We start from the raw sequence: 20,624 nt of genomic DNA on the forward strand, positions 1-20,624 counted from the left end.
CCCCTAGAGCACGGAGTGGTGGAAGTCGAAGTCCAGCACGTTGTCGACCCGCTGGACGAGGTTGCCCTGGATGAAATCGATGCCGCTCATCCACAGCGTGGCGGCCGCCTGCGGGTCCTCGACCTGCTGGCCGATCACCTGCAGTCCCAGGCGGTGCGCACGCTCCACCGCCACGCGCATCTCGTCACGCACGCGCGGTTCGTCGAGCTGGCGCGAGTAGCGCGCCGACAGGCGCACGAAGCCGAGCGGCAGCTGGGCCAGGAGTGCGTCCGCCTCCTCGCTGGCGCTGTACTGCCCCAGGCACAGCTGCACGTCCGCCGGCACCATCCGCGCGCAGAAGTCGCCCAACGACAAGGCGTGGATCAGTGCATCGTCCTGGCGCACGTCGAGGACCAGCGCGGTGCCGGGCAATCCCGCCGCGGACAGCTGCTGCAGCAGCCAGTCGGCGTGACCGGCCAGGGTGAGACTGCGCGAGGACTGCGATACGAACAGCCGCATCGTGCTGCCCACGCGCTTGCGCTCGACGAGGGTGGCGATGGCCAGTTCGATGACCCGGCGGTCGATCTCGAGCAGCAGGCCTGCCAGTTCCGCCGCCGGCAGCACCTGCGCGGCGGAATGCAGCTCGCCATCGCGGCCACGCAGGCGCAGCAACGTCTGGTACTGGGCCTGGTCGCCACCGGCCACTGCCACGATGGGCTGGAACGCAAGTTCGATCCGCTGCTCGGCCAACGCCTCGCCCAGTTCGTCGCCCAGGCTGCCACGCACGTTCACCGGCACGCGGGGCGCCGGGATGTGGACGCTGATGCCGACCGGCGTACCACGCGACTCGCGTAGCGCCTGCTCGGCGGCGGCCAGCGCGGTCCCCGGGTCGTCGTAGCCGTGGGCCAGGTCGGCGTAGCCCACGAGCGCACGCAGGCGGATGGACTGTCCTGCCAGCGGGAAGGGATGACTGCCGATGCCGTCGCGCAGACCACGCGCCCACGCATCGAGCCCGCTGCGGGCGATGTCCGGCGCGAACACCAGAAATGTGTTGTCGTTGAGGCGTGCGGCCGCGGACGCACCGACCAGGTCGCGCAGATGCCGGCTGGCATCGGTCAGGATGGATTCCAACCCCGCATAGCCGTAGCGGTCACGCAATGCCGTGATGCCTTCGACCTCCACGAAGCCCAGCGCGCCGCGTGGCTGCGCAGGAATTGCCGCGGCCAGCTGTTGGAGCAGGCGCAGGCGGCTGTCCAGCCCGGTCACGGGGCTGCGTGCCGGGTCCGGCGCATGCTGGAGCGCGCGTGCGCGGCGGATCCGGTTCTGCACCGTCGACACCAGGTGCCTTGGACGCACCGGCTTGGTCAGGAAATCGTCGGCGCCCACCTCGAGCATCTCGAACTGGCGCTCCGGGTCCGCGTCGCCGGTGAGGAACACGACCGGTATATGCGAGAACGCGGGTGCCTTGCGCAGCTGTGCGGTCAGCTCGGCACCATCCATGCCGGGCATGTGCAGATCCATCAGCACCAGGTCGGGCTGGAAGTCCGCCAGCGTCTCCATGAAGGTAGCGGCCACGAACAGCACACGTGCCTCCATGCCGGCGCCGTTGAGCACGCTTTCGGCGAACAGCGCCTGGCTGGGATCGTCCTCGACGACCAGCACGCGCTCGGGTGTCGCGGATGCTTCCAGGGTGCCCGGGGCGACGGTCTCGTCGCGCGCCGGCTCGGTCGGATCACCGGGCGGAACGGGGTGGCCGGCATCGGCCACCCAGCGCCTCCAGTAGGCGGCGGGCGGGAATTCTGCGCGGTGTCTGCTGTCGGAGTCGGACATGGAGGCGGCACTGTGACGCGATGGGGGAATGCGGACAACTCTAACTGGTGTGTCCACAGTCGCGGACGGCCCTGCGTCTCAGGCCGCGCGTGGCCTGCGCCCGGGCAGGCGTCGCCACACCCACCGCATCAGCAGCACACAGGACACGACAACCCCGATCACCAGTGCCAGCGCAAGCCACGGATAGGCGAACACCAGCGCCAGCACGCCGACCGACAGGATGTCTTCGCCCGTGGACGCGGCGACATTGCTGAAAGGTTCGGGGGATGCGTTCAACAGCAGTCTGCTGCCGGCCTTGAGCGTGTGGCTGGCGAGTGCGACACCTGCGCCGGTGGCCAGCATGCCTGCAGCGAGATCCCCGTCGGGCGACAGCGTCGCCGCCGCCAGGAACGCCCCGGCCGGCACGCGGGCAAGCGTCTGCAACAGGTCCCACGCCGAGTCCACGCCGGGGATCTTGTCGGCGAAGAACTCCACTACGGCCAGCGTGCCCGACACGCCCAGCACCCAGGGCGAGGTGGCCGCTTCCAGCGCGGGTGGCAGGTCCAGCCATCCCAGTGCGCCCGCAAGACCGACGCCGAATACGGTCAGGTAAGCGCGCACGCCAGCCAGCCAGGCGAGCAGCACGCCGACCGCGAACAGATGGGCTTCGGACATCGCGACGCTCCGTGGCGAACGACAACGGGTGCACAACGCCGGCGAGTATAGGACCGGCTTCGCCTTGACGCGGCGCGACGGCGCTGGCTATACCGTGGCGATGAACGACACTCCACCTCCCGTGGCCAAGCCGCCATCGGCCACCCGGCGCGCGCGCGGCCCGCGCATCGTCATCGCACTGGCAGCCGTCGTCGCGCTCGCGCTGCTGTTCGGTCTCTGGGGTGCCTGGCAGGTGTTCTCGCCGACCTCGGGCAACCCGCAGCGCCAGCTCGCGACGCAACAGACCGTCCTCGAGGGCCTGCAGCAGCAGGTCTCCACGCTGACCCGCTCCGACCAGATCAGCCGCGATGCGAACCGCGAATTGCAGGGCACACTGGCCGAACGCGACGAAGAGATCGCCGCGCTGCGTGCCGACGTCGCGTTCTACGAGCGTTTCGTGGGCGCGACCGCACAACGCCGTGGCCTGACCGTGCACGAACTGCGCATGCAGCCGCGCACCGACCAGGGCTGGCACTACACCGCAACGCTGACCCAGAGCCTGAGCCGCGAGGCGGCCAGTGTCGGCACGATGCGTCTGTCGGTCGAAGGCACCCGCGACGGTCGGCTGGAGACGCTGGAGTGGGATCAGTTGCGCCAGCGCGACGACGCGGCGCGCGTGGCGTACTCGTTCAAGTACTTCCAGCAGGTCGAAGGCGACATCGTGCTGCCGACCGGCTTCCAGCCCTTGCGGGTCGTAGTGCGGCTCGAACCGGAGCGGGGCAGCGCGGTCGAGCGGCCGTTCAGTTGGGCCGACGTGACGCCGCGTTCCGCACCCGGCGCTTGAAGCGGGGGGCACGCAGCCCCATCCTGTGTGCCATGAATGACGTGCTCACCATCGAAGGTCCCGGTTACCAGTCGCTGGAGCGTCCGCTGGATTTCACCCCCGCGGCTGCGGCCAAGGTGCGCGAGCTGATCGAGGGCGAAGGCAATGCCGCGCTCAACCTGCGTGTCTACATCCAGGGTGGCGGCTGCTCGGGCTTCCAGTACGGCTTCGAATTCGACGAGCAGCGCACGGACGACGATCTGGCCGTGGTGACCGACGACGTGACCCTGGTGGTCGATCCGCTGAGCCTGCAGTACCTGATGGGTGCGTCGGTCGATTACGTGGAAAGCCTGCACGGCGCGCAGTTCACCATCCGCAATCCGAACGCCAAGTCGACCTGCGGTTGCGGCAGCAGCTTCACCGTATAAGCGCCGCTGCGCGACGGTCGCCATTGTGGCGGCGGTCGGGGCGATAATCGCCCGATGGACTTCAGCTTCGCGGACGCGCCGCTCGATCGCGCAGAACATCTCCGGACCGACTCCGATGCCCTGGCCCGCTTGTGGCCGGAAGCGCGTGTGCTGGTGCTCGACGCCAGAGGCGATGCCTGCGTCGATGCCCACGGCATGCCGCCGGCGCTCGACGGCACGGTGGTCGGCAAGCGCCCCGAATCCGCGGTCTTCCTCGGTCTGCACGATGCGCAGGGCTGGTTCGCGTTGCCGGCCGTCGATGCGCCCGCCACGCTGGATGTGCCGGCGACGATCGATCTGCGCACCGCGGCCGCGCAATGGCCGGTGCGCGAGGCGACCGCATTCGCGCAGGCGCGCGCGGTGCTGCACTGGCGCGATCGCCACCTCTTCTGCGGCGCCTGCGCTGCGCCGCTCGAATATGCACGTGCCGGTTGGCTGGGGCGCTGCACCGGCTGCGGCATCGAGCATTACCCGCGTACCGACCCCGCCGTGATCGTCGCGGTGACCGATGGCCAGCGCCTGCTGCTCGGTCGCCAGGCCGCGTGGCCGCCCGGGCGCTATTCGACGTTGGCCGGTTTCGTCGAGCCGGGCGAGACGCTGGAGCAGACCGTCGTGCGCGAGGTGTTCGAAGAAAGCGCGGTGCGCGTGACCGGCTGTCGCTATCTTGCCTCGCAACCGTGGCCGTTTCCCGCCTCGCTGATGCTCGGCTTCATCGCTGACGCGGGGCCGGATGCACCGCAGGTCACCGACGAACTGGAAGACGCACGCTGGTTCGACGCCGACACCATCGGTGCCGCGCTGCGCAATGCGCATCCTGAGTTGAAGTTGTCACCGAAGTCGTCGATCTCGCGCTGGCTGATCGCGCACTGGCATGCGCAGCACACGGGCGATGCGACTGGCTGAGTGTTTCGATCAGCCCGGCGCGAGCAGGGTGAACGGAAACCACGGCAGGTTGCGCGCGATCCAGTAGATCAGCACCAGCGCGACCCAGGGTTTCCAGTCCGCGGCAACGCGGGCGAGCCGCTGCAGCCACGGCGGCCGCCAGCCCAGATGCCAGACCGCGAACAGCGGTGCCAGCGCGAGCAGCACGAACAGCAACGGGTTCATCGAGAACGCCCGCGGCAGGTCGCCGTGGGCAAGCGCGTGCAGACAGCGGGTCAGGCCGCAGGCCGGGCAATGCCAGCCTGTGGCGCTGTAGAACATGCACGGCGGAAACGGATTGCCGGGCGCGTTCGGATCGAACGTGCGCAGCAGCCATGCGCCACCCGCCGCCAGTGCCACGCCGCCGCCCGCAAGGGGGAGGGTCGAAGCACGGAGGCGGCGCGGCGCGTGGCTGCCGGCCAGCGACATCAGCTGCCGGCCTGCATCTGGTCGAGGATCATCTGGTACTGCGCCATGCCGCCGCCGAGGGTCAGCGAGTAGATCGTCCACAGCAGGCCGATGATGCACAGGCCGGTGGTCACCCAGCACCAGGTCTTGGCGGTGTTCGACGCGCGCTGGGCGCCGGCGAGATCGCCCTGGCCGAGCAGCGTGTTGACCTTCGCCGAGAACACGATGGCGACGATGCCGGGGATCGTGCCGATGATGCAGCACAGGCACAGCGACAGCACGGTGACCACGATGGACCACGCGAGATAGTTGGGCACGGTGCCCGGGGCGATCGGCGAACCGGGAAGCGGCGCTTCCGGGATGCCGTACGAGCCGGGTGGCGGCGGCGGAATCGAACTCATCGAGAAAGCTCCTGGGTGCTGGAACGGTTGGGAAATGTCGATGACCGCCGTCCGTGGACGGGGACGCCGTACTGTAGCGCCAGAGACGCAAAAAGCGATGTCACGAAAGACTCAGGCGGCGTCGCCGCGCAGCATCCGCACCTGCGCCTCGAGCGTGCCGGCATCGATCGACGCGCCGTCCTCGATCCGCGGCCCGGCCACGACGTCGATATGCGCACGCGCGCGGCGCGGCACGCGCATGCGGCCCATGCGCGAATCGCGATGGCTCCACATGCTCGACCACATCCCGCGCAGCGCCATCGGCACCACCGGCACGCGCTGACCGCGTTCCGCGGCGCGCTCGAGGATGCGTTCGACACCCGACTTGAACGCGGCGATCTCGCCGTCGCGGGTCAGTTTGCCTTCGGGGAAAATGCCGACCAGTTCGCCTTCGGCCAGCGCCGCATCCACCGCGTCGAACGCGCGCTGCATCAGTTCGGGATCTTCCTTCGCACCGGCGATCGGAATCGCCTTCGCGTGGCGGAAGATCCAGTGCATGCCCGGCACGTTGTAGATGCGGTGATACATCACGAAGCGCACCGGCCGCGGAATCGCCGCCGACAGGATCAACGCGTCCATGTAGCTGACGTGGTTGCAGACGATCAGCGCAGCGCCATCGGCCGGCACCGCGGATTCGATGTCGCGCAGGCGCAGCCGGTAGAGCACGCGCACCAGCAGCATGCTGGCGAAGCGCATCAGGAACTCGGGCACGATGGTGAAGATCCACAGCGCGACCAGACCGTTCGCGATCGCCAGCGCCAGGAACACCTGCGGAATGCTCAGCCCCGGCAGCGGCACGCGCACGCCGCCAAACGCGAGCTCGTCCATCTGCAGCAGCACGCCGAGGATCGCGGCGGTGACGATGAAGAGCGAGTTCTGGATGTTGAGCCCGGCGATCACACGCGAGAGTTCGGACCTCGGCGTGCGGCTCTGGATCAGCGCGAACAGCGGCACGACGAAGAAGCCGGTGAACATGCCGATGCCGGTCAGATCGATGACGATGCGCCAGCCGGCCCAGTCGCCGAGAAACTGCGCGATGGTCAGGCCGGTGGCCGGCGGGGCGCCGGGGCGCGCGAAATACAGATCCAGCAGGAACGCGGTGATGCCGAACGCACCGATCGGCACCAGGCCGATTTCGACCGAGCGGCCGGACAGCTTTTCGCACAGCAGCGAACCGACGCCGACGCCGATCGAGAACAGCGCGAGCGCGAAGATGTACAGCGCGGTGTCGTTGGCGACGCCGCCCAGATGCAGTTCGGCGTAGGTCGGCAGCTGCGCGGTCAGCACCGTGCCGACGAACCAGAACCACGACACGCCGAGGATCGCATTGCGCACCGCGAGCTGACGCTTGGCCAGACGCATGATCGCGCGCGATTCGGGAACCGGGTTCCAGTTGACCTTGAGCTCGGGCGCGCCGGCGTCGACTTTGGGAATCATCCGCGCGACGACGTTGCCAGCGACGGCCAGCACGATCACCGAGACTGCGGCTGCCTCGGGCCCGTAGCTGCCGGCCAGCTTGAACACCAGGCCGCCGTAGATCATGCCGACGAGGATCGAGATCGACGTGCCCATCTCGACCAGGCCGTTGCCGCCGGTCAGTTCTTCCGGTCGCAGCACCGACGGCAGGATCGAATATTTCACCGGGCCGAACAGCGTGGACTGCGTGCCGGTAAGGAACAGCGCGACCAGTAGCACCGGCATGTTCTCGAGCAGGAAGCCCGCGGCCGCGACCGACATGATCACGATTTCCATCGTCGTCGTGATGACGATGAGCTTCTGCTTCTCGACCTTCTCCGCGATCTGTCCGGCGATCGCCGAGAACAGGAAGTACGGCAGGATGAAGAGTGCCGGCGCGAGGTTGGTGTAGAGCGTGCGCTCAGCGGTGCTGACGCCGAGGAAGAACAGCAGCGCGATGATCGACTGCCGGTAGACGTTGTCGTTGAACGCGCCCAGCGCCTGGACCGTGAAGTAGGGCAGGAAGCGGCGCTGCTTCAGCAGCGCGAACTGGGACTGGCCGGACATGCAGGCTCCTGTGCGATTGCGCGGAGCCTAGCAGGCACGCATGTCGATGTGCGCGTCAGCGGGCGTGCGCTGCGGGCGCGTCGAGCACCAGATGATCGGCGAGCTCCGGACCGCCACCGCGGTTGCCGCTGCCGGCGACGATGTGCAACGCGCCATCGAGCGCGGTGACCTGGGTGCCGTGGCGGCCGGTCGGCAGCGCGGGCAGACGCTCCCATCGAGCCGCGGCGGGGTTCCAGGCTTCGATCTCGTCGTGCGCATGGCGGTGCGCATCACTTTCGCCGCCGAGCACCAGCACGCGGCCGGCATGCGCGATCGCGGACGTGCCGGAGCGTGGCGTCGGGATCGGCGCATCGAGCGTGGACCAGGTGCCGGCCGCGATGTCGTAGACGTCGACCGCGGCGACCGAACGCATCGGGGTGCCGCCCCCATGCGCGCTGGTGCGTCCGCCTGCGGCATACAGCTGTCCGTCGAGTACGGCCGCGTGGAAATGATCGCGCGCATGCGGCGCATCGGGCAGCTCGCGCCAGGCGCCGCTGGCGGGATCGAAGACGTCGAGCCACGGCACGTAGCCGCCGGTATGTCCGCGGGTCACGCCGCCGACCACATAGAACAGGCTGTCGTGCACGGCGACACCGCTGGCGCCGCGACGGCGATGTTCGGGCACGGCGGGACCTTCCTGCCACGCGTCCGCGGCCGGGTCGTAGGTCCACACGGCAGGCACGGCCGGTTCATCCGGAAAATCTCCGGTCAGCGCGCCGAGCAACCAGATGCGGCCCGCATGCGCGACCGCCTGCACGTGATGCACCTCGAACGGCGGCGCGGTGCCCTGCGTCCATCGGCCGGTCGCCGGATCGAAGATCTCCAGCGGACGTTCGCCGCGACCGCCGAGCAGGTACAGCTTGCCGTCGAGTGCGACGAAGGCGTTCTCGTGCCGTGCGGTCGGCGCGGTATCCGAGGTCTGCGGGCGCCAGGCAGGCGCATCTGCGGTCACAGCGGACGTATCGATGGCCGGAGGATTCGCGCTGCCGGCGAGCGGCGTCAGCGCGAGTGCGAGGACGAGCAGGGAACGACGGATCATGCGGGCTCCTTCGACGTGCGCGCGGCGGAATCGCCGCGCCGGACGCATCATCGTGCCGCAGCGCGTGTCAGCGTTCTGCCGAGACCTCGTCGCGCACCGCGCGATAGCGCTCTTCCAGTTCCTGGCGGATCTCGCGACGCTGCTGGCCCTGACGGAAGCGGCGACGCTCTTCGTCGGTCTGCGGTTCGCGCGGCGGCACCGGCGTCGAGCGACCGTCCTCGTCCATCGCCACCATCGTGAAGAAGCAGCTGTTGGTGTGGCGCACCGCGCGGCTGCGGATGTCCTCGGTGATGACCTTGATGCCGACTTCCATCGAGGTGCGCCCGGTGTAGTTCACCGAGGCGAGGAAGGTCACCAGCTCGCCGACATGGATCGGTTCGCGGAACGTCACCTGGTCGACCGACAGCGTCACCACGTAGCGGCCGGCGTAGCGGCTGGCGCAGGCGTAGGCCACTTCGTCGAGATACTTCAGCAGCGTGCCGCCATGCACGTTGCCGGAGAAGTTCGCCATGTCCGGCGTCATCAGCACGGTCATGCTGAGCTGGGCGTTGCCTGGGATCACGAGTGTGGCCTTGGCGGGAGGGAAGGGATCAGGCGTCGCCGCGTTCGCGTGCGATCGCGCGCCAGCCGATGTCGTGGCGGTGGAACTCGCCCGGCCATGAAATGCCGGCAAGCTCGCCATAGGCGCGCTTCTGCGCGTCCGCAACAGTCTCGCCGAGCGCGGCCACGCACAGTACGCGACCACCGGCGGTCACGGCCTGGCCGTGCGCGTCGAGTTTCGTGCCGGCATGGAAGACCTTGGTATCGGCCAGCGGCGGCGTGTCCCAGGTATTGATAACGTCGCCGGTGCGCGGGGTGTCGGGATAGTGTTCGGCGGCCATCACCACGCCGAGCGACGGACGCGGATCCCACTGCGCTTCGATGCCGGCGAGCTGGCCGTCGATTGCGGCCTCGACCAGATCCAGCAGGTCGGACTGCAGACGCAGCATCACCGGCTGGGTTTCCGGATCGCCGAAGCGCACGTTGAATTCGATGACCTTCGGCGCGCCCTGCGGGTCGATCATCAGGCCGGCGTAGAGAAAGCCGGTGAACGGCACGCCGTCTTCGATCATGCCGCGCACGGTCGGCTCGACGACCTCACGCATCACGCGCGCATGCACCTCGGGCGTGACCACCGGCGCGGGCGAATACGCGCCCATGCCTCCGGTGTTGGGGCCGGTGTCGCCATCGCCGACGCGTTTGTGGTCCTGGCTGGTCGCCATCGGCAGCGCGGTCTTGCCATCGACGATCGAAATGAAGCTGGCTTCCTCGCCGTCGAGGAATTCCTCGATCACCACGCGCGCACCGGCCGCGCCGAACGCGTTGCCTGACAGCATGTCGGTGATCGCGGCTTCGGCTTCTTCCAGCGACATCGCCACGATGACGCCCTTGCCCGCAGCGAGGCCGTCAGCCTTGATGACGATCGGCGCGCCGTGCTGGCGCACGTATTCGATCGCGGTGTCGGCATCGGTGAACACCGAGTAGCCCGCGGTCGGAATCGCGTGGCGCGCGAGGAAGTCCTTGGCGAAGGCCTTGCTGCCTTCGAGCTGCGCAGCGGCCGCGGTGGGGCCGAAAATGCACAGGCCGGCTTCGCGGAAGCGGTCGACGACACCCGCGACCAGCGGCGCCTCGGGACCGACAACGGTCACGTCGACACCTTCGGACTGCGCCAGCGCCAGCAGCGCATCGAGATCGGTCGCCGACACGTCGACGTTGCGGCAGCCGGCTTCCTTCGCGGTACCGGCATTGCCCGGCGCGACCAGAACTTCACCGACCTGCGGCGACTGCGCGAGCTTCCACGCCAGCGCGTGTTCGCGACCGCCGGCACCGATGACGAGGACCTTCTTCATGCGCAACAGACCGGATGCAAGGGGGCCGCCAGTTTACGGCGTCGCGGCGGCCCTCGCTGGACGCGGCGCCACGGCCGCGCCGCCATGCCGACGGGTCGTCCCGGACCCGATTGCTAGACTCGATCGTTTCGCCGCAACGGAGTCGTGACCGCCGATGGATCTGGTCCAGCTGATCGAGAACGTCCTGTCACCCATCGTCGGCGGCATCAACGGCGTGTTGTGGAACTACCTGCTGGTCGGCGTGCTGCCGCTGGTCGGCATCTGGTTCAGCGTGCGCCTGGGCTTCATCCAGTTCCGGCGGTTCCCGAAGATGATCTCGGGCCTCGTGCGCGGCACCGGCGATGACAATGCCGGCATCTCGCCGCTGCAATCGCTGTGCACCAGCCTCGCGTCGCGCGTGGGCACCGGCAATCTGGTCGGCGTGGCGATCGCGCTGACGGTCGGTGGCCCGGGCGCGATGTTCTGGATGTGGGTGGTCGCGTTCTTCGGCATGGCGACGGCGTATGTGGAGAGCGCGCTCGCGCAGCTGTACAAGCGACGCGACGCGGTGGGCCACTATCGCGGCGGGCCGGCGCTGTACATGGCCTACGGCCTGCGCAAACCGTGGCTCGGCGCGATCTTCTCGGTGTGCCTGATCCTCGCCTTCGGTTTCGTGTTCAGCGCGGTGCAGGCGAATTCGATTTCTGAAGCGGTGACCGGCGCCTGGGGCATCCATCCGGGCTGGACGGCGGCAGTGCTCGTCGCGCTGTCGGCGCCGGTGATCTTCGGCGGCCTGCGCCGGGTGGCGAAAATGTCGGAGCTGATCATTCCGGTGATGGCATTGGCCTATCTCGCGCTCGCGGCCTGGGTGATCGTCAGCAACATCACCGAGGTACCGGCGATGCTGGCGCTGATCGTGCGCAGCGCCTTCGGTCTCGACCAGGCGGCCGGCGGCGTGCTCGGCGGCCTCGCGGTCGCGTTGCTCAACGGTGTGAAGCGTGGTTTGTTCTCGAATGAAGCCGGCATGGGCAGCGCGCCAAACATCGCCGCATCCGCGACACCGGTGCCGCATCATCCGGCCAGCCAGGGTCTGGTGCAGTCCTTCGGTGTGTTCGTCGACACGCTGGTGATCTGCACCGCGACCGCGCTGATGATCCTGATGTCGGGCGCGCTCGACACGGCGGGCGGCGACGGCGCGGTGCTGACCCAGCAGGCGATGGCCTTCCACTTCGGTGACTGGGGACCGACCTTCATTGCGGTGGTGCTGTTCTTCTTCGCCGGCACGTCGATCTTCGGCAATTACGCCTACGCCGAAAGCGCGGTGATGTTCCTGCGCGGCGGGCGCATCTCGATCCTGCTGCTGCGCCTGGGCAGTCTGGCGATGGTGGCCTGGGGCGCGTTCGCCAAGCTCGACATCGTCTGGGATACCGCCGATGCAGCGATGGGCATGATGGCGACGGTGAACCTGATCGCGGTCGTGCTGCTGTCGGGTGTGGCGATCAAGCTGACCCGCGACTACGACCGCAAGATCCGCGCCGGTGATGCGTCACCGCGACTGGATGCGGCGGATTTCCCGGAGCTGGGCGATGCGATCGATCGCAGCATCTGGACGGCGGAGAAGACGGTGGCGCCGGTGGCGAACGTCAAGTAAGCGCGGCGACGTCTACGGGCGTCGATACGGTCCTGCGGGCGAAGACGGGTGTCGCTGCGCTGTACCCGTCCTGCGATGCGTTGGCCCGGCTCAGTCGCAGCCTTCGCGCTGCAGCGAGGCGGGCACGGTCCACGTGCCGCTCGCCACCTCGAACGGCACCTGGTGCGTGCGCTCGACGCGACGTCCGCAGGCCTCGCCCTGTTCGCGCACACGCAGCGGCCACGCGGCTGCGCTGGCATCGCGATCGTCGATATCGAGTTCGAACGACAGGTCGTAGGCGGCATCCGGCGCGCAGTCGTCGCGCTCGCCGCAGCCCGCCATCGCGCCGAGATTGTCGAGGCTGCTGCGCAGCGTTGCGGCGACCTTGAAGCCGTCGCCGTCGGGCAGCACGAGGCTGGTGTTGCCGACAGTGATGCCCTGTCCGGTGAACCCGTCCTCGACAACGAAGCCGTACAGCCTCGGACCGAAACGGCGTACGGCGACTTCGGCGACATCGCCGGTGCTGCCGAACGCATCCATGTGCGTGCGGGCGGCCGGCGTGACCGTGCCCGCGTCTGCCCGCAGCAGGAAGAAATCGACGCGGGCGGTGGTCGCATGTCCCGCATCGTCGGGCACACCGCATACAGCGACGAGCTCGGCGGGTGCGTCCGGCGTGCCGATCGCCTTGCGTGCACAGACCTCGCGCGACGCGGCATCGCTGCCGAGCCCGTCGGCGATCGGCGCGCCGGGCCAGTCGCCCTGCAATTGCGCGAGCTCGCCGTACTGGGTGACGAGGAAGGTCCGCACCGCACCACCCCCCAGACCGGTGACGGCTGTCGCATCATCGTGCGGCCTGTCATCGGTCCGCGTGGCGATCGCCTCGGGCGTCGAGGCCGGCATGGCGGCAGCGGCCGGTGGCGCCGGTGCCTGGCCGCAGGCGCCGAGCGCGAGCAGCAGACACGCGGGGAGAGCGGCACGCGGCAGCGTCGAGCGGAACCACAACATCGGCGCATCCTGCGAAGAAGATGCGCCGGACTCTAGCAGCGGCATCGGCGTGCACCATTCACGCCGACGTGCATGCGCGATGCGCGGCGATCAGTGGCGGAAGTGGCGCACGCCGGTGAACACCATCGCGATGCCGTGCTCATCGGCGGCGGCGATCACCTCGCCGTCGCGCATCGAACCGCCCGGCTGGATCACCGCCTTGATGCCGGCTTCCGCGGCGGCGTCGATGCCGTCGCGGAACGGGAAGAACGCATCGGACGCCATCACCGAACCCGGCACGACCAGCCCCGCATCGCCCGCCTTGATGCCGGCGATGCGCGCCGAGTACACGCGGCTCATCTGGCCGGCGCCGACGCCGACCGTACGATGATCCTTCGCGTAGACGATCGCGTTCGACTTCACGAACTTCGCTACCTGCCAGGCGAACAGCAGGTCGCGAAGCTGCGGGTCGGTCGGCGCGATCTTCGTCACGACCTTGAGCTCATCCGCGGTCACGTCGCGCAGGTCGGCGCTCTGCATCAGCAGGCCCGAGCCGACGCGCTTCACGTCGACGGTGTTGCGGCCGTCGCCATGCGGAATGCGCAGCACGCGCACATTGGCCTTCTTCGTCGCGTAATCCAGTGCGCCCGGCTCGTAGTCGGGCGCGATCAGCACCTCGACGAACTGGCGGTCGAGAATCACCTTCGCCGTCGCCGCATCGAGCGTGCGGTTGAACGCGATGATGCCGCCGAACGCCGAAGTCGGATCGGTCGCGTAGGCGAGCTCGTAGGCATCGCCGCAGGCAGCACCGACGGCGACGCCGCAGGGATTGGCGTGCTTGACGATCACGCAGGCCGGCGCGTCGAACTGGCGCACGCATTCCCACGCGGAATCCGCATCGGCGATGTTGTTGTACGAGAGTTCCTTGCCCTGCAGCTGCTCGAACGTCGCCAGCGTGCCCGGCGCCGGGTGCAGGTCGCGATAGAACGCCGCCTGCTGGTGCGGGTTCTCGCCGTAGCGCAGGTCCATGACCTTGACGAAGTTGCCGTTGCTCTGGCCGCCGAAGGGCGCGCGCTGCGCGGCGCCGGCATCGGAGGGTTCGGCGATCGACGAAAGCATGTCGCTGATGCGCGCGTCGTACTGCGCGACGCGGTTGAACGCGGCGACCGAGAGCGCGAAGCGCGTCTGCGCCGACAGCGCGCCGTCGTTGGCGTCGAGTTCGGCCAGCAGCGCCTCGTACTGCGCCGGATCGGTGGCCACCGCGACATGGGCGAAGTTCTTCGCCGCCGCGCGCAGCATCGCCGGGCCGCCGATGTCGATGTTCTCGACGATGTCGTCGAACTTCGCGTCGGGCGCGTAGGCCACGCGTTCGAACGGATAGAGGTTGAGCACCAGCAGGTCGATCGCGTCGATGCCGTGTTCGGCCATCACCGCATCGTCGGTGCCGCGGCGCCCGAGCAGGCCGCCGTGCACCTTCGGGTGCAGGGTCTTGACCCGGCCGTCCATGATCTCGGGGAAGCCGGTCACGTCGCTGACGTCGCGCACGGTGAGGCCTGCTTCGCGCAGCGCCTTCGCGGTGCCGCCGGTCGACAGCAGTTCGACGTTGCGCGCGGCGAGCGCGCGGGCGAGATCGAGCAGGCCGGTCTTGTCGGACACGGACAGCAGAGCGCGGCGGATCGCGGTGGGCGCGCCGGACGGAACGGAGACGGTCATGGAAGTCGACTGCGGGCGAGGGAGCCCGCAATTATAACGGCGCTGCGCCGACGGCTCAGACGAGCGCGTATTCGCGCAGTTTCTTGCGCAGCGTGGCGCGGTGGATGCCCAGCATCGCCGCGGCGCGGCTCTGGTTGCCGTCGCAGAAATTCAGGACTTCGACGAACAGCGGAATCTCGAGTTCGCGCAGCGCGACCTCGTAGAGGTTGTCAGTGTCGTTGCCGTTGAGATCGCCGAGGTAGCGCTGGATCGAGGTCGCGACGTGCTCGCGCAGCGGCGTGTGCGGTGCTTCGCGCGGGCTGCTGTCGGTGCGGTCTGCGTTCAAGTCGACTCTCGGAAAGGCGGCGTCGCTGTCGCGGCCGGAAGTCGAGGACGACGGCTGTGCGGACGGCGGAGCGGCAGTCCAGTCTAGCGCGGCCCCCGGGTGCCTGCCAGCGTGGTTTCAGAGAAAATCGAAGGCGAACGAGACCGCCCGCGCGTCGGGCTCCACCAGGTGCAGACGGACCTGCGCGCTGTCGCCGGCGGCAAGTGTCGGCTGCGTCGGCGCGTCGGGCAGATAGTCCTGTGCGGTGAACACGCGGGTGCCCAGCGCCCGTCCGTCGATGTCGGACAGCGTCAACCGGAGACGTGGCCACGCCTGTGCCCAGCGCGCATCGTTGCGGAACGTCGCGGTCGCGAGAAGCTGGTCGGGACGCGTGCCGTCGGGCCGCACATCGCGCGCGAGCACGGTCAGTGCAGCGGGCTCGTGCCACGGCGGCAGACTGCAGCGCAGGACGCCGCACAGGCGCGCGAGCGTCGGGCGCCAACCCGGATCGGACGCGAGGCGTGCGCGATCGGCCAGCAGCACCTGCAGGCCGAGCAGCAGGCTCAACGCAACGACGGCGCCGGCGAGGATGCGGTGCTGCCGACGCATGCGCGCATCGAGCGGTCCGTTCGCGCCGCGACGCGCGAAGCTCGGGGACGTGCGCGTCGCAGCAGGCGCTGGCACCGGCAGCGGCGGTGCACGCTCTGCGGGCGTCGGAGGCGCAGGCGTCGTGCCGGTGGCAATGGTGTTCGCGTCGTCCTGGACTGTCGCGTCGACGGACACCTCAACCGGGCGTGACGCTTCGACGCCCTCGTTCCGTACCGCGTCCGGCAATGCGGGCGCCCCGTCCACTGATGCCGCCCGTTCCTGGGACGCACCGGTCGCGTGCGCAGCCGGCGCTTCGGATGCAGGCACCGGTTGCGCCGGGGTGTCGCCTGAGAGCGGCACCACTTCCACCGCTGGCGTCGGCGGCTTCAGCAACGACGCGACCGAGACCTGCGGCGTCGCACTGCGCAGCACGCCGCGGCAACGCGGGCAGCGTTCCGGCGGCTGGTCCGTTACCGGGTCGGTGGCGACCAGCGAACCGCAGTGCTTGCAGTTGATGAACATGCGGCTATTGAATCACGCCGCCGCGCCGCCGGATGCGGTGTCAGGCCGGCTTGCGGACGCCGTCGATGCGTACCCAGTCGCCCTCGCGCGTGACCGCCAGTTGCTCGAACCACGGCCGGTAGCGACGCAGCAGGTCTTCCTCCTGTCCATCGAGGATGCCCGACAGTGCGATGCGCCCGCCGAGTGCGACACGTTCGGCCAGCGTCTCAGCCAATGCATCGAGCGCGGTCGCGAGGATGTTGGCGACGACGACCGGATACGTGCCCTGCGGTGCCTCGGCCGGCAGGAACACGTCGAGCGCGGCGCCGACCTCGTTGCGGTCGGCGTTGTCGCGCGAGGCGAGCAGCGCCTGCGGATCGTTGTCGATGCCGACCGCACGCGCAGCGCCGAGCTTGAGTGCGGCCAGCGCGAGGATGCCGCTGCCGCAGCCGTAATCGAGCACCTCGGCATCGGCGAGCACGCCCTCGGCCGACAGCGCGTCCAGCCACTGCAGGCACAGCGATGTGGTCGGATGCGTGCCGGAGCCGAACGCGAGGCCCGGGTCGAGCCGGATCACCACCGCATCGTCGCCGGCTTCCTCCGGCAGCTCCGCATTCCACGGCACGATCCAGGTGCGTGCGCCGAACTGCAGCGGCGCGTACTGGTCCATCCACGCGCGCTCCCAGTCCTGGTCCTCGACCTTGCGGAAGCTCGCGCGGCCCCAGTCGAGCCCCGCGTCGAAAGCTTCCAGCGCGGACAGCACCAGCAGCGCATCGGTGTCGTCCTCGAACAGCGCGGTCAGCACGATCGCATGCCACAGCGGGGTCTCGCCGACGCCCGGTTCCAGGATCGCCTGTTCGTCCGTGGTGTCGGCATCGGCGTCGATCATCGTCACGGCCAGCGCGCCGATGTCCTCGAGGGCATGGGCGTAGCGCGGCTGCTCGGCTTCGGTGCAGCGCAGGCTCAGTTCGAGGAAAGGCATCGGGGTGGTCCGGGTGGGGCAGGGGGTCGGGCATCTTGGTGCCCCGGTCGGGGCGCGTAAAGGGGCGAACGGTGCCGCGTGTCGCAGACGGCCGATGACGGTCCGGACCGGATGTGCGCACCATCACCGCATCGACGCGCCCGGGCGCACGGTCCGGGCCGGCCGGACCGGTCCGGCCATGGGCGCCACCGCGGTCGGCTAGAATCCGCGCTTCAGAACCGCGTTATCGCCACCGCGACAGCGTCCGGCCCACCGATCACGGCGGCCGGATGCCGCAGGATCCGACGTGACCATCCGAGTGTTCGCCACCATCGCGCTGTTGGGAGCCGTCGTCGCCGCCTTGGCGATGTGGCGCCCGGCTGTGCCCGGTGTGGACGGAATCGCGCCGGACGCGGTCCCGCATGCCGACGTGGAGGCGAGCGGTGGTAGCGCAGCGCCCCCGTTCTACGCGGCCACGCGCCCGGAGGCGGAGCGCGCCGTCGCATGGTCCACGGCCACGCGACCGCTGCACCGCCAGTTCGAGCAGGCCGACGATCTGTTCGCGTTCCGCCAGCAGCTGCAGCCGATGGCCGATGCCGGCGATGCCGACGCGCGCTGGGTGCTCAGCCGCGTCGACGAGTACTGCGCCGGTTTTGCGCGTGATCCGGCGGGGTTCGAACGCGACAGCACGCTGATCGACGGCCTGCAGCTGGACGCGGCCCGCGCGCTGGGGAGCGCGCGCGATCGCATCGGTGCGCGCTGCGGCCGCTTCGTGCCCGGCGATGCGCCGACGTTCGTGCAGCTGGTCGAGCGGCGCCAGGAAGCGGCCGAGGCCGGCAGCCTCGCCGCCGAGGCTGCGCTGCTGGCAATGGGCGCACCGCTGCAGGACGACATGGACTACCGGCGCGATCTGGTCGGGCGCGTGCAGGCCTCGCGCGATCCCGAGGCGTTCGTCGCGCTGTCGCCGGCCATGGGGGTTGCTGCGAGCGGCGACGTGGCGCTCGCCGACAGCGTCGCCGGCACCCAGGCCAGCGAACTGGCCTGGCAACTCGCGGCCTGCGATCTCGGTCTGGACTGCAGCGCAAAGGGCGTGCTGATGACCGAGTACTGCGCCAACGGCGGCATCTGCGCACGCGATGCGCGACAGGATTTTTCCGCTTTCGTGCGTGACGCGGCGGTGCCGCGGCAGGGCGCGGAAGAACTTGATCGAATGAAGAAGACCCTGGTCGAGGACGCCCCCGCGTCCCGCCAATTGCTCGGAATGGTGACACGATGAAACGCATGCTCCCCCGCAAGCTCCGCTTCTGGCTCTGGGCGACGCTGTTCGTCGGCTACTCGGTGGCCGTCGCAGGCGTGGTCGTCGACGCGGTCGGCGAGAACTACCGACGCCTGGCGCAGGTGGCGGAGACCACGACCGCTGCGCCGCTGGAGCAGCGCCAGCTCGGTGCCGCGCAGATCGCCGCGCTGTATCGCGCGCAGAGCGCCACGCCGTTCCTCGCGCTGCCGCCCGGCAACACCTTCCGTGTCGTGTGGCCGGACGGCTCGACCGAGCTGGTGCGCATCGTCAGCCAGTCGAGTCCGCATGGCGCAGTGCCGATCGACGGCAGCCAGATCGAAGCCGCGCCGCAGCTCAATGGCGCGCAGGCCGAACTGCAGGTGGTGCCGGTGTCGGTCGCACCGCGCCAGGCGGCCAGCGTCGCGGAATAAGACGACTCAGTCCGCGCGCTGTCGCAACGCCCGCGCATGGCGCCGCCGCTCGGCGACGCCAGACCAGAACATCGCCGAGTGGAACTGCGCAACGCACAGCGCCAGCAGCGTCCAGACGACATCCAGATTGAGATACACGCCGGCCGCACGGTTCAGCACGGCCCATTCCGAACGGCGCATCGCCAGGCTGCCTTCGCCGAACACGCGGTGCAGGGCCTGGCCGGTCGACAGCGACTGCCAGTCGCCGTAACGCAGCAAGCCGGACGCACCGAGGCCGATGCAGGCCACGATGCCCAGCGCCCAGACGACCGCCAGCCACATCGGCGCGGCGTGCAGCACGCGACCGCGCTGCGACAGCTGGACCGCACCGAAGCACCACGCCAGCAGCAGCAATGCGGAGACCTGGAGAAACACCATCGACGGCTTCCTGCGCGCAGCGGTAGGGCGCTACAGGATGCCCGGCGCGCGCCGGCTGCGGCATGAAGCCAAGGGGCTGCGTGTATCCTGACGTCCCGTCGTGGCGGGCGGCCCGTACGCCACCGGCCCCGATGCGCCCCGCGCCCCACGCGCCTTCCAGCCCCGCAGACACATGACCGGATCCACGCTCCCGTCCTATGACGCGCATGCCGATGCCTATGCGGCATCGTTGCGTCTGTCCGTCGCACCGATGATGGACTGGACCGATACGCACTGCCGCGAGTTTCACCGGCTGCTGGCGCCGGGCGTGCGGCTGTACACGGAAATGGTCCACGCCAAGGCGGTGATCCACGGCGATCGCACGCGGCTGCTGGCGAAGACGCCGCTGCAGTCGCCGCTCGCGCTGCAGCTCGGCGGCAGCGAGCCCGACGCGCTCGCGCAGGCCGCGCGCATCGCCGCCGACCATGGCTTCGACGAGATCAATCTCAACTGCGGCTGTCCGTCCGATCGCGTGCAGGCCGGGCGCTTCGGCGCCTGCCTGATGCGCGAGCCGGCGCTGGTCGCCGACTGCGTTGCCGCGATGGCGCAGGCCAGCGACGTGCCGGTGACGGTGAAGTGCCGGCTCGGCGTGGACGACGATGACGATTACGACGCGTTCGCGCGTTTCGTCGACGGCGCGGTGGCCGCGGGCGCGTCGATGATCGTCGTGCATGCACGCAATGCCTGGCTCAACGGCCTGTCGCCGAAAGAAAACCGCGATATCCCGCCGCTGCGCTACGACTGGGCGCACCGGCTCAAGCGCGAGCATCCCGCCCTGCCGGTGGTGCTCAACGGCGGCATCGCCACGCAGGCGCTCGCGCTGGAACAGCTGGCGCACGTCGACGGCGTGATGCTGGGGCGCGCCGCGTATCACGATCCCTATCTGCTGCACGTGCTGGACGCGGCGCTGTCCGGCGCACCGCTGCGGCCGCGCGCCGATCTGCTGCGTGCGCTGCGGCCCTACGTCGAAGCGCGGATGGCCGAGGGCGTCTCGCTCAAGCACATCGTCCGCCACGTACTGGGCCTGTTCCACGGCCAGCCCGGCGGTCGCCTGTATCGTCAGGTGCTCAGCGAGGGCGCGCATCTGCCCGGCGCGGACTGGTCGCTGGTCGAGCAGGCGCTCGCGGCGACCGAGGCCACGGCTGCGCGCCACGCCGCCTGACCGCCGATTCGCGCGCCCGGGATGTCGCGAACGCGTTCGTAGCGCATCTCCGGCTGAACGGATACAGCCATGTCAACGAAAAGTTAAGGACGGATTCAACCCGTTTGCCCGACCATCGACAGTCCAGACCCGACCCAGAACAGGAGCGG

General features: G+C 69.4%; 21 protein-coding genes. 7 read left to right on the forward strand and 14 right to left on the reverse strand.

Annotation, left to right across the window (positions count from 1 at the left end):
- Positions 1-3: 3 nt before the first annotated feature.
- The gene (locus AC3A4E_RS04200; protein ID WP_487630306.1) at positions 4-1,809 is read right to left on the reverse strand and encodes an EAL domain-containing protein; all 1,806 of its coding nucleotides are present in this window, start codon (positions 1,807-1,809) and stop codon (positions 4-6) included.
- A gap of 78 nt (positions 1,810-1,887) precedes the next feature.
- Positions 1,888-2,463, reverse strand: a complete 576-nt coding sequence (locus tag AC3A4E_RS04205; protein ID WP_487630307.1) for a DUF4126 domain-containing protein — start codon at positions 2,461-2,463, stop codon at positions 1,888-1,890.
- Positions 2,464-2,563: 100 nt separating this feature from the next.
- On the opposite strand from AC3A4E_RS04205, the gene AC3A4E_RS04210 reads away from it, so the two are divergent.
- From AC3A4E_RS04210 to nudC, 3 genes are read left to right on the forward strand one after another with little or no spacing between them, the layout of a single operon-like run.
- The gene (locus AC3A4E_RS04210; RefSeq protein WP_487630308.1) at positions 2,564-3,286 is read left to right on the forward strand and encodes a DUF6776 family protein; all 723 of its coding nucleotides are present in this window, start codon (positions 2,564-2,566) and stop codon (positions 3,284-3,286) included.
- Positions 3,287-3,318: 32 nt separating this feature from the next.
- Complete coding sequence (erpA, locus tag AC3A4E_RS04215; protein ID WP_332078174.1) at positions 3,319-3,693, forward strand: iron-sulfur cluster insertion protein ErpA; 375 nt, start codon at positions 3,319-3,321, stop codon at positions 3,691-3,693.
- 54 nt (positions 3,694-3,747) lie between these two features.
- Entirely contained in the window at positions 3,748-4,635 is an 888-nt protein-coding gene (nudC, locus tag AC3A4E_RS04220; protein ID WP_487630309.1) for an NAD(+) diphosphatase, read from the forward strand.
- A 9-nt stretch (positions 4,636-4,644) separates the two neighbouring features.
- On the opposite strand, the gene AC3A4E_RS04225 is transcribed toward nudC, so the two are convergent.
- From AC3A4E_RS04225 to purD, 6 genes are all read right to left on the reverse strand, one after another.
- Positions 4,645-5,082 carry a DUF2752 domain-containing protein gene (locus AC3A4E_RS04225; protein ID WP_487630310.1) on the reverse strand — a complete coding sequence of 146 codons (438 nt, stop codon included), beginning with the start codon at positions 5,080-5,082 and terminating at the stop codon, positions 4,645-4,647.
- Entirely contained in the window at positions 5,082-5,462 is a 381-nt protein-coding gene (locus AC3A4E_RS04230) for a CD225/dispanin family protein (protein WP_232138035.1), read from the reverse strand. Before AC3A4E_RS04230 ends, AC3A4E_RS04225 begins: the two co-directional genes overlap by 1 nt.
- A gap of 111 nt (positions 5,463-5,573) precedes the next feature.
- Positions 5,574-7,523, reverse strand: a complete 1,950-nt coding sequence (locus tag AC3A4E_RS04235; protein ID WP_487630311.1) for an MFS transporter — start codon at positions 7,521-7,523, stop codon at positions 5,574-5,576.
- 55 nt (positions 7,524-7,578) lie between these two features.
- A complete protein-coding gene (locus tag AC3A4E_RS04240; protein ID WP_487630312.1) occupies positions 7,579-8,601 on the reverse strand; it encodes a Kelch repeat-containing protein in 1,023 nt (340 codons plus the stop codon).
- A 67-nt stretch (positions 8,602-8,668) separates the two neighbouring features.
- The gene (locus AC3A4E_RS04245; RefSeq protein WP_487632011.1) at positions 8,669-9,136 is read right to left on the reverse strand and encodes an acyl-CoA thioesterase; all 468 of its coding nucleotides are present in this window, start codon (positions 9,134-9,136) and stop codon (positions 8,669-8,671) included.
- A gap of 55 nt (positions 9,137-9,191) precedes the next feature.
- A complete protein-coding gene (gene purD / locus AC3A4E_RS04250) occupies positions 9,192-10,490 on the reverse strand; it encodes a phosphoribosylamine--glycine ligase (protein WP_487630313.1) in 1,299 nt (432 codons plus the stop codon).
- A gap of 154 nt (positions 10,491-10,644) precedes the next feature.
- On the opposite strand from purD, the gene AC3A4E_RS04255 reads away from it, so the two are divergent.
- A complete protein-coding gene (locus AC3A4E_RS04255) occupies positions 10,645-12,120 on the forward strand; it encodes an alanine/glycine:cation symporter family protein (protein ID WP_487630314.1) in 1,476 nt (491 codons plus the stop codon).
- A gap of 90 nt (positions 12,121-12,210) precedes the next feature.
- Here AC3A4E_RS04255 and AC3A4E_RS04260 read toward each other — a convergent pair whose 3' ends face one another.
- The 5 genes from AC3A4E_RS04260 to prmA form a co-directional block, all read right to left on the reverse strand.
- Positions 12,211-13,104 carry a hypothetical protein gene (locus AC3A4E_RS04260; RefSeq protein WP_487630315.1) on the reverse strand — a complete coding sequence of 298 codons (894 nt, stop codon included), beginning with the start codon at positions 13,102-13,104 and terminating at the stop codon, positions 12,211-12,213.
- 90 nt (positions 13,105-13,194) lie between these two features.
- On the reverse strand, positions 13,195-14,796 hold the full coding sequence (gene purH / locus AC3A4E_RS04265) for a bifunctional phosphoribosylaminoimidazolecarboxamide formyltransferase/IMP cyclohydrolase (RefSeq protein ID WP_487630316.1): 1,602 nt from the start codon (positions 14,794-14,796) through the stop codon (positions 13,195-13,197).
- A 55-nt stretch (positions 14,797-14,851) separates the two neighbouring features.
- Complete coding sequence (gene fis, locus AC3A4E_RS04270) at positions 14,852-15,121, reverse strand: DNA-binding transcriptional regulator Fis (protein ID WP_487630317.1); 270 nt, start codon at positions 15,119-15,121, stop codon at positions 14,852-14,854.
- Positions 15,122-15,238: 117 nt separating this feature from the next.
- Entirely contained in the window at positions 15,239-16,210 is a 972-nt protein-coding gene (locus tag AC3A4E_RS04275) for a DUF3426 domain-containing protein (RefSeq protein ID WP_487630318.1), read from the reverse strand.
- Between the two features lie 40 nt (positions 16,211-16,250).
- On the reverse strand, positions 16,251-17,171 hold the full coding sequence (gene prmA / locus AC3A4E_RS04280; RefSeq protein ID WP_487630319.1) for a 50S ribosomal protein L11 methyltransferase: 921 nt from the start codon (positions 17,169-17,171) through the stop codon (positions 16,251-16,253).
- A gap of 286 nt (positions 17,172-17,457) precedes the next feature.
- Here prmA and AC3A4E_RS04285 point away from each other — a divergent pair, with 286 nt between their 5' ends.
- On the forward strand, positions 17,458-18,426 hold the full coding sequence (locus AC3A4E_RS04285) for a hypothetical protein (protein ID WP_487630320.1): 969 nt from the start codon (positions 17,458-17,460) through the stop codon (positions 18,424-18,426).
- Complete coding sequence (locus tag AC3A4E_RS04290; RefSeq protein WP_487630321.1) at positions 18,423-18,857, forward strand: hypothetical protein; 435 nt, start codon at positions 18,423-18,425, stop codon at positions 18,855-18,857. Before AC3A4E_RS04285 ends, AC3A4E_RS04290 begins: the two co-directional genes overlap by 4 nt.
- 6 nt (positions 18,858-18,863) lie before the next feature.
- Here AC3A4E_RS04290 and AC3A4E_RS04295 read toward each other — a convergent pair whose 3' ends face one another.
- On the reverse strand, positions 18,864-19,274 hold the full coding sequence (locus AC3A4E_RS04295) for a hypothetical protein (protein ID WP_487630322.1): 411 nt from the start codon (positions 19,272-19,274) through the stop codon (positions 18,864-18,866).
- A gap of 172 nt (positions 19,275-19,446) precedes the next feature.
- On the opposite strand from AC3A4E_RS04295, the gene dusA reads away from it, so the two are divergent.
- A complete protein-coding gene (gene dusA, locus AC3A4E_RS04300) occupies positions 19,447-20,475 on the forward strand; it encodes a tRNA dihydrouridine(20/20a) synthase DusA (RefSeq protein WP_487630323.1) in 1,029 nt (342 codons plus the stop codon).
- The last annotated feature ends 149 nt before the right edge of the window (positions 20,476-20,624 follow it).

The sequence above is a fragment of the Luteimonas sp. Soil_N_1 genome (assembly GCF_057656255.1).